Source organism: Allosphingosinicella sp., from assembly GCF_036402135.1.
GTDB lineage: Bacteria > Pseudomonadota > Alphaproteobacteria > Sphingomonadales > Sphingomonadaceae > Allosphingosinicella.
Genome location: NZ_DASWTN010000043.1, coordinates 61,584 through 67,823, shown reverse-complemented (window position 1 = coordinate 67,823; position 6,240 = coordinate 61,584). Strand labels below are relative to the sequence as shown.

Sequence of the window (6,240 nt, the reverse complement as noted above, 5' to 3'; positions counted from 1 at the left end):
GCATTGATGTCTGCCATTTTAAGTCTCCAAAATCAGAAATAGTTTCGAAAAAATCAGGCGTTTTCTTTGGCCGCATAAGCGCCGAAAACACGCGCAAGCTGCGCCGCCGGCTCGTTGATGGTCCGCGCGATCTTCGATGCGGGCGCCTGGATAAGGCCCACGATCGTGGCACGCAGTTCATCGAGAGACGGAAGCTCGGCAAGCGCCTTCACTCCGTTGACGTCGAGGACGGTGTCGCCCATCGCCCCGCCCACGATTTCGAACCGGTCGGTCGTCTTCGCGAAGTCGACGGCCACCTTGGCGGCCGCGACGGGATCCGGGGAGGTGGCAAGCGCCGTCGGCCCAGTCAGCATGTCGCTGATCGGGGCGTAGGTGGTGCCCTCGACGGCAATGAGAGCGAGCGTGTTCTTGGCCACCTTGAAACGGGCGCCGGCGTCACGCATGCGGTTCCGAAGGTCGGTGCTCTGCGACACCGACAATCCGAGATTGCGGGTGATCACGACCACCGCAGTCTCGTTGAACGTCTGCTTCAGCTCGGCAACCTGCTCGGCCTTTTGAGCTCGATCCATGCCTTCACTCCAATTTGCCCGCCGGCGGGCCGGCAGGCAGGTTACAAGACCTTCCGAAGCCGAAGCTCCGGAGGGACGTGAGTCCGAGGGGATGGGTTGCCGCGCCTGAAATGAACAGGCAGACCCGGCGCTGAGGCCGGTAAAACTCTTCCCCGTCTAGGCTGGAAATTAAGGGGCGATGCCCCACCAACTGTCTCGGACGGCTGCCGAAGAACCAAGGTTCATCGGCGAAGCGGCGCCTATACAGGATTCCAGCGCAGGATCAAGCTTTTCGGCGGGACGCGCATCTAGGCCGAACGCGGCCGCCTCTCCCGAAGGTCGAAGGAATCTCCCTCCGCAAGAACGTGAACCTTCACGTCGTGCATCGAAAGCGTGATGTCGCATTTGGCCTCGGCGACATTCGAGTAGCTGACGCCGGTGCCGTCTACAACATAGACCGCACCGTCGCCGATCACGCGAAGGTGATCGTCGGCCACAATGGCGGCGGTGTCCTCGTCGATGCCGATGCCGAGGACGCGCGGGTTATGCGCGACCGCCCCTAGCAGGCGACCGAAGCGGCCGCGCTCTGCGAAATGCTGATCGATGATGACGTTGCGGATGAGGCCGAGGCCGGGCGCCATGTGAAGGTCGCCAATCCGGTGCGTTTCCTTGCTGGTGCCCTTGACCAGCATCGTGTCGCTCATCACCGACGCGCCGGCGGACGTGCCGGCCACCACCCCGCCGCGCTCGTAGACGGAGCGGACCTTCGCCTCGATGCCGGTGTCGCCGATCTGGCTGGTGATGCGGAGCTGATCGCCGCCCGAAAAGAAGATGCCGGCGGCATCGTCCAGCACCTGCAGCTTGTCGCGGTCGCCCGCTTCGCACCGATCCTCGAAATAAAGCTCAACCAACTCGCCGACGTCAAGATCGGCGAACGCCTTTTCATATTCGTCGAAATAGCCTTCGGGTTGATGGCTTGCGACAGTGGCGAGGACGAGCTTCCCGCCCCGGACATGCTTCGCCACTTCCTTCAGGATCACCCGGTGCCCGCGCGGGTCGCGGTCCTCATGGCCGCCGATGATGATGAGGCAGCCGCGCCGCCGTTCTTCAGCCATGGGAGGCGATGTCCTCGTCCTTGCGCAGCCAAACCTGCGGCCTTTCCGTTTCGCTCGTCAGCATGCCGACCGTAAAGTCGGGGCTGTTATGCCACCATCCGGCGCGGCCCTGCCGGTCGATGGCGATGCCGCCAGCATCCCCGCCGACGCGGTGCATCTGTTCCAAAGCCTTGCGGATCGCCTCTTCAGGCCCGTTCCGCTCGATGGAGCCCATGATCTGCGCCGCCGCGGCGAGACGGGCGATGCCTTCGCCATGACCGGAAAGCGCGACCGCGCCGATATGGTCGTCGGCGTAGAAGCCGCATCCCGGCATCGGGCTGTCGCCCATGCGCCCCTTGAGCGCGCCGCTGAGTCCGCCCGTCGATGTGCCGGCCGCCAAATTGCCGTTCTGGTCCAGTGCCACTGCGCCGACCGTATCCTGCGCTTCCTTCTGTTCTTCGGTGACGAGGTCGGCCGGATCGCAGAGCTCGGCATGATTGTCGCGCGCGAACATGAAGGCGCCTTCGCCCGACAACAGGATCGGATCTTGACGAAGCATGGACCTCGCCACGCTGACCGGATGCTTCACGCCCTTGATGACGCCGACGGCGCCCACGTCGAGCGTGCTGCCGTCCATCAACGCGGCGCACATTTCGACTTCGCCCTTGTTGTTGAGCACCGATCCCGTGCCCGCGTTAAAGACCGGCAATGACTCCAGCACGCGGATCGACGCCTCCACCGCTTCCACGGCACTGCCGCCGCGGGCAAGCACCTCGGCTCCGGCATTCACCGCCTCAATGCAGCCGGTCCGGTTGGCTTCCTCCTCGTGCGGCTCGATCTCTTTCGCCCCGCCATGGACGATCAGCGCCCAGCGCCCCTTCGAATTGCTCATCTGTTTTCCTTATTCCGCCGCGACAAGCGACGCCCGAAGCGGGAGCTCCGTCTTCCTGAATTGCGTCACCTGCTTCCATGCGGCGTCCACCTCGCTCGGCGTCACCACCACCAGCTCGCCCGGCTTCGCCGCCTGAAGCGCGGCCGCGGTGGCTTCGGCTTCGCCGGCGATCAGGTGGATCCGGCATTCCGTCATGCCGCCTTCCAGCGCACCCTGCTTCAAAAGGTTCATGACTTGGCCTCGCGGGCGGCCGCGCGTGCTCGGGTCCTCGCGGAAATAAATCTCGTCAAAGATGGCGCTGGCGATGCGGCCCATCTCGACGATGTCCTCGTCGCGCCGGTCGCCGGGGATGGAGATGGCGGCGAGCGCCTTCTTGTAACGCCTCTGCCGGAGGCCGCGAATAACTTCGCCTAAGGCCTCAAGGCCGGCGGCATTGTGCGCATAGTCGAGGATCACCCTAAAGCCATGTTCATCGAAGACGTTGAGGCGGCCGGGATTCTGCTCGAAGGTCGACTGGAACGTGCCGAGCGCGGAACGGATGGTGAGGAGCGGCACGTCGTGCGCGATGCACATCGCGGTGACGGCGAGGGCATTGGCGATGTTGAACGTGGCCATCCCGTGCAGGGTTGCCGGAATGTCGGCCGCCTGCATCAGCTGCTCGCGCATTCCGCCTTGATGCACGACAAGCGTGCCGCCCTCTTCGCCCGGTTCGCGGACGACGGCGAGGCCGCCTTCATCGATGTGGCGGCGGAGGAAATCGGGCATGTCGTTGCCGCCCTTGAGGGAGAACCAGGCGATGCGGCCGCCCGCGCGGCGCGCCATCTTGCTCGTGAGCGGATCGTCGGCGTTGAGGACGCTGGTGCCACGCCTTTTGATCGTTTCGATGATCAGCGATTTGACGTTGGCGAGGTCCTCGACCGTTTCGATCCCCTTGAGGCCCAGGTGGTCGGGACTGACGTTCAGCACGGCGCCAATGTCCGCTTCCTCGAAAGCTAGACCTTCCCGAAGCAGGCCGCCCCGCGCCGTCTCGAGCACCGCGACTTCGACGGTGGGATCGCGCAACACGATGCGGGCGCTTCGCGGGCCTGTGGCGTCACCGGGGGAGACGAGCACGTCGTTGATATAGACGCCGCTCGTCGAGGTTAGCCCCACGGTGCAGCCGGTATAGCGGAGCACATGCTTCACCATTCGGGCGACCGTCGATTTGCCGTTGGTGCCGGTGATGGCGATGATCGGGACTTCGGCCCTGCTCCCCGGCGGGAAGAGCATTTCCATGACCGGACGGGCGACGTCGCGAGACGCCCCTTCGGATGGTTCGATATGCATGCGGAAGCCGGGCGCCGCGTTGACCTCCACGATGCCGCCGCCGGTCTCGCGCGCGGAGCGGGTGATGTCCGGGCAGATGAAGTCGATGCCGGCAATGTCGAGGCCGACGATCAAGGCAGCGCGCCGGGCGATCTCCGCATTGTCGGGATGGATTTCGTTAGTTCGGTCGATTGCGGTGCCACCGGTCGACAGATTAGCGGTGGCGCGCAGTATTACGACCTGACCGGCCGCCGGAACGCTGTTCACGCCAAGGCCGGAGCGTTCGAGATATTCCCTCACATGCGCGTCGATCTTGATGCGCGTCATCACCTTCTCATGCCCGTCGCCGCGACGGGGATCGCGGTTCACCTCCTCGACCAGTTCCTCAATGCTCCGGGCGCCGTCCCCCACCACATGGGCCGGCACGCGCTCGGCAACGGCGATCAGCTTGCCATCGACGACGAGGATGCGGTGATCGGAGCCTTCGAAGAATTGCTCGACGATGACGGAGCGTCCCTTCGCTTCCGCCTGCGCCTCGACAAAGCCGAAGCGAAGCTGCTCCTCGCTCATGACGCTGGTGGTGATGCCGCGGCCGTGATTGCCGCCCAGCGGCTTGGTGACGAGCGGGTAGCGGAGGCGCTTCGCCTCGCGCACCGCATCCTCCGCGTTCCGGACGACCACACCCCGCGGCACGGGAATGCCGGATTCGCTCAGCAGCTTCTTGGTAAGCGCCTTGTCGCCCGCAATCTCGACGCCGATCAGCGAGGTGTTGCCGGTAATGCTGGCGCGGATACGTTTCTGGTGCTTGCCATGGCCGAACTGGATGAAGCTGTGCTCGTTGAGGCGCATGACGGGGATGCCGCGCCGCCGCGCTTCGTCCACCAGGCACTGCGTGGTGGGGCCGTAGGTGGAGCGGCGGACGAGCCGCTTCAGCGCGTCCATGCGCGCGCCGAAGTCGAATTCACCCTCCAATACATAGATGCGGTCCAGAGCTTCGAGGCCGGCCAAGTCCTCCGGGAGCAGCGAGTTGACGAGCTCCAGCGCGACGCGCCCCGCCATCAGCGCGACATCCTCCTCATTATAGGCGAACATCACGTTGTAGACGCCGGGGCGGTTCTTCACCGAACGCGTCTTGCCGCGAGTGGCGCGGCTCCCGGCCATCGTCTGAAGCTCAAGCGCGGCATGCTCGGTCACATGGCCGATCCAGGTGCCGTCCCGCAGCCTACGCACGAAGCCGCCGCGCCTGCGGTAGCAGCAGCCGTGCCGCTCAAGCCCCGGCAGCATCTCGAGCAGGCGGTCGGTAAAGCCTGCGATCCTGTCGGTCGGCCAATCCTCCATCCGCCCAAGATCGAGCATGATGCGGACCATCGGGGTGTGGCTGTAATAATGAGGCCCGCGGTAGACGCCCGTTTCCAAGACGCTCATCGGCTGCGTCAGCAGTCGCGTCGCGGAATCGCTTTTAGAGCCAAAGAACATTCCGCCTGAACCCCTCCAACTTTTGTCCCTGAGGTGGTCGGACGGCAAGAACAGGCATCAGGGAGCTTAGGTAGCTGATAAAATGCGCAGAATCGCGCCGGGGTTCCTGAAGAAGATGCTCACATAAGTTAGCTTGTGCCGCAGGCGTAACGGGAGCTTCGCCAAAAGAAAAGGCCGGAGCTTTCGCCCCGGCCTTTACATTGTTGAGCTGTGAAGCAGCACCTTAAGCGGCCGCGACCTCCGCCACGTCGAGCTTGAGGCCCGGCCCCATGGTGGAGCTGATCGCGGCCTTCTTGACATACTTGCCTTTGGCGCCGGTCGGCTTGGCTTTAACGATGGCGTCAACGAACGCGTCGAAGTTCTTGCGGAGGTCCGCTTCGGAGAAGCTTGCCTTGCCGATGCCGGAATGGATGATGCCGGCCTTTTCGACTCGGAATTCCACTTGTCCGCCCTTGGCGTCCTTCACGGCCTTCGCGACGTCGGGGGTGACGGTGCCGAGCTTTGGGTTCGGCATCAGGCCCTTGGGGCCAAGCACTTTACCGAGGCGGCCGACGATGCCCATCATGTCGGGCGTCGCGATGACGCGGTCGAAGTCGATCTGGCCGCCCTGTATGGTCTCCATCAGGTCTTCGGCGCCGACGACGTCCGCACCCGCGGCCTTGGCTTCGTCAGCCTTGCCGCCGCGTGCGAACACGGCGACGCGGACGTCCTTGCCAGTGCCGGCGGGGAGGGTGACGACGCCGCGGACCATCTGGTCGGCGTGGCGGGGGTCGACGCCGAGGTTGAGGGCGATCTCGATGGTTTCGTCGAACTTCGCGGTGGCGTTCGCCTTGGCGAGCGCGATGGCTTCATCGACGCCGTAGAGCTTCGCCGCGTCAACCGCCGCGGCCTGCGCCTTCTGCTTCTTGGTCAGCTTTGCCATGTC

General features: G+C 64.6%; 5 protein-coding genes. All 5 read right to left on the bottom strand.

The features are described 5' to 3' along the window. Positions 1 to 53: 53 nt before the first annotated feature. Positions 54 to 569, bottom strand: coding sequence for a 50S ribosomal protein L10 (gene rplJ / locus VGD10_RS12535; protein ID WP_331041152.1), 516 nt, complete (start codon positions 567 to 569; stop codon positions 54 to 56). Positions 570 to 856: 287 nt separating this feature from the next. After that, positions 857 to 1,663, bottom strand: a complete 807-nt coding sequence (locus tag VGD10_RS12530; RefSeq protein ID WP_331041151.1) for a cyanophycinase — start codon at positions 1,661 to 1,663, stop codon at positions 857 to 859. After that, a complete protein-coding gene (locus VGD10_RS12525) occupies positions 1,656 to 2,534 on the bottom strand; it encodes an isoaspartyl peptidase/L-asparaginase family protein (protein WP_331041150.1) in 879 nt (292 codons plus the stop codon). The genes VGD10_RS12530 and VGD10_RS12525 overlap by 8 nt, the downstream gene beginning before the upstream one ends. Positions 2,535 to 2,543: 9 nt before the next feature. Next, on the bottom strand, positions 2,544 to 5,264 hold the full coding sequence (gene cphA / locus VGD10_RS12520) for a cyanophycin synthetase (protein ID WP_331041149.1): 2,721 nt from the start codon (positions 5,262 to 5,264) through the stop codon (positions 2,544 to 2,546). A gap of 274 nt (positions 5,265 to 5,538) precedes the next feature. After that, on the bottom strand, positions 5,539 to 6,237 hold the full coding sequence (gene rplA / locus VGD10_RS12515; protein WP_331041148.1) for a 50S ribosomal protein L1: 699 nt from the start codon (positions 6,235 to 6,237) through the stop codon (positions 5,539 to 5,541). Positions 6,238 to 6,240: the final 3 nt, after the last annotated feature.

Bases quoted from the DNA above. Each gene is read 5' to 3' on its own strand.
- rplJ (WP_331041152.1), bottom strand. From the start codon at position 569: ATGGATCGAGCTCAAAAGGCCGAGCAGGTTGCCGAGCTGAAGCAGACG.
- VGD10_RS12530 (WP_331041151.1), bottom strand. From the start codon at position 1,663: ATGGCTGAAGAACGGCGGCGCGGCTGCCTCATCATCATCGGCGGCCAT.
- VGD10_RS12525 (WP_331041150.1), bottom strand. From the start codon at position 2,534: ATGAGCAATTCGAAGGGGCGCTGGGCGCTGATCGTCCATGGCGGGGCG.
- cphA (WP_331041149.1), bottom strand. From the start codon at position 5,264: ATGAGCGTCTTGGAAACGGGCGTCTACCGCGGGCCTCATTATTACAGC.
- rplA (WP_331041148.1), bottom strand. From the start codon at position 6,237: ATGGCAAAGCTGACCAAGAAGCAGAAGGCGCAGGCCGCGGCGGTTGAC.